Origin of the sequence: Bhargavaea cecembensis, from assembly GCF_000826125.2 — a bacterium.
In the GTDB taxonomy this organism is placed as follows: Bacteria; Bacillota; Bacilli; order Bacillales_A; family Planococcaceae; genus Bhargavaea; species Bhargavaea cecembensis_B.
The window spans coordinates 686,988-688,923 of sequence record NZ_LN651373.1 but is presented as its reverse complement, the minus strand read 5'-3'; the positions used below and the strand labels follow the sequence as shown (position 1 = coordinate 688,923).

Annotated in this window: 3 protein-coding genes; all 3 read right to left on the bottom strand. The window is 65.7% G+C overall.

Annotated features, from left to right (window positions below):
* On the bottom strand, positions 1-568 hold a 568-nt coding region (locus BN1189_RS16885), incomplete at its 3' end, for a histidine phosphatase family protein (RefSeq protein WP_040227571.1).
* Complete coding sequence (gene cobS / locus BN1189_RS16880; RefSeq protein WP_040227545.1) at positions 541-1,308, bottom strand: adenosylcobinamide-GDP ribazoletransferase; 768 nt, start codon at positions 1,306-1,308, stop codon at positions 541-543. The genes BN1189_RS16885 and cobS, both read right to left, overlap by 28 nt.
* Positions 1,305-1,936: AAA family ATPase (locus BN1189_RS16875; protein WP_098049692.1), on the bottom strand; the 632-nt coding region annotated here is incomplete at its 5' end. The genes BN1189_RS16875 and cobS, both read right to left, overlap by 4 nt.

Genomic DNA, 1,936 nt, shown 5'->3' with positions numbered 1-1,936 from the left:
CCGCCGACATAGATGTGCATCGCTTCCCCTCCTCCCAGTCTTGCCTGTCTTTCCATTCCAGCCGGTAAACGGAACCCGGCGGGACGGCCCGGTCAAAGAACGGCCGCTCGTCCGGCGCGAGTTCCGCAAGCAGCAGCCGCACCGGACCGCCGTGCGTGACGACCGCGGCCGAATGTCCGGGATGCGCCTTCAGCCGCATGAGACCCGCCCGGACACGCGCTTCCATGTCCCCGAAACGTTCCCCGCCCGGCGGTTTTCCGGAAAACGGGTCGTCGATCCACTTCCGGTACCGGGCGTCCCCCTTCAGGTCATCGTACGTCTTCATTTCCCATTCCCCGAAAAGGCATTCCCGGAACTCGGGCATCGCCTCATACGCCGCCCCGGGGAATAAAAGACGGGCCGTCTCGCGGCAGCGGACGAGGTCGCTGCCGGCGATGACATCCGCTTCAAAACTCGCCGGATCCGCCTTCACGCATACCGGCACATCCGTCCAGCCGACATAGCGCCGTTCGCGGTTTGCGGCCGTTTCAAGATGCCGGATCAAATAAAGAACAAAAGGACGGTCCACAGCAGCAGTTCACTCCCTTCCACGAATGCGCCGGCGAGGTCGCCGGTCGCCCCGCCGAAATTCCGGATCGTCCACTGCCGGAACCCGGCAACGGCGACCAAAACCACCAAAAGGAAAGCCGCCGGCAGGGCGACTGTCCCGAGTCCGGCCGACGCGGCGGCGAGGCCGGCGAGCAGCATCAGCGCAGCCGGGATGCCGACCCGCGCACCGCCCGCCTTCGACCCAAGAAAGACGAGCAGTCCGGAATCCTTTGCCTGCGGTGCCGACGAGCAGTAAAGCGCGAGTCCGGCCCTCGCGGCGAACGGCACGAGCATGAACACCATCCATCCCGCGCCGCCCCTCATGATCACCTCGCTCAACACGGCGATTTTGCCGAGCAAAAGGAACAGGAGCGCCATCGTGCCGAACGCGCCGATCCGCGGGTCGCCCATGATCTCCAGCCGCTTTTCCCGGTCCCTATACGAAAAGTACGCGTCGCCCATGTCGGCCCAGCCGTCCAGATGAAGGCCGCCGGAAAGGACGGCGAAAACAAGAACGGCCGCGAACGCGCTGAGCAGCGGGCCGGTGCCGGCCGGGCCGGAAAGGAGCGCGGTCGCCGCCCATGCCGCAAGTCCGATCAGTCCGCCGACAATCGGATAAAGCGTGAACATCCAGACCGTTTCCCTCCCGCCGATCGGCAAGTTTTTCCTCACCGGGACGGATGTGAAGAACTGGAGCGCGAGGAGGAATCCGGTGATCATGAGACCCCTTCCCCGGTTGCGAGCCGGCGGATTTGCGGCCAGTCCGCGTGCTTCCGGAAATGCGCCGCCCAGTCGCCGTACCGGGGTTCGCCCGTCCGCGCTTCCTTCCCGCCGAGCGAGTCTTCCTCTTCGATGCCGTGGCCGTCCATGAACGGGATCACGCCGAGCACGGGCAGGCCTGTCCGTGCCTCAAGAAATGCAATCCCGTCGTCGAACAGGCGGGGGTCCCCGCGGAATTTATTGATGATGAGCCCTTTAACCCGCCGCCGGTCCTCCTCCGAAAGCAGGTCGAGCGTCCCGACGATCGATGCGAACACGCCGCCCCGCTCGATGTCGGCGACGAGCAGAACCGGGACATCCGCCGTCCGGGCGACCCGCATGTTCACGAGCTCGCGGTCATTCAGGTTCACTTCCGCCGGGCTTCCGGCCCCTTCGATCACGACCGCTTCGAATCGCTCCGCGAGGCGCCCGAGCGACGAACGGATGGCGTCCAGCCCGGTCCGGAAAAACTTCTCGCGGTACTCCATCCCGCCCATCCGCCCGGCCGGCTTGCCGAGAAGGATGATGTCGGCATGCCGGTCATCCGACGGCTTCAGGACGATCGGGTTCATTTCCGCGGCGGGAGCGG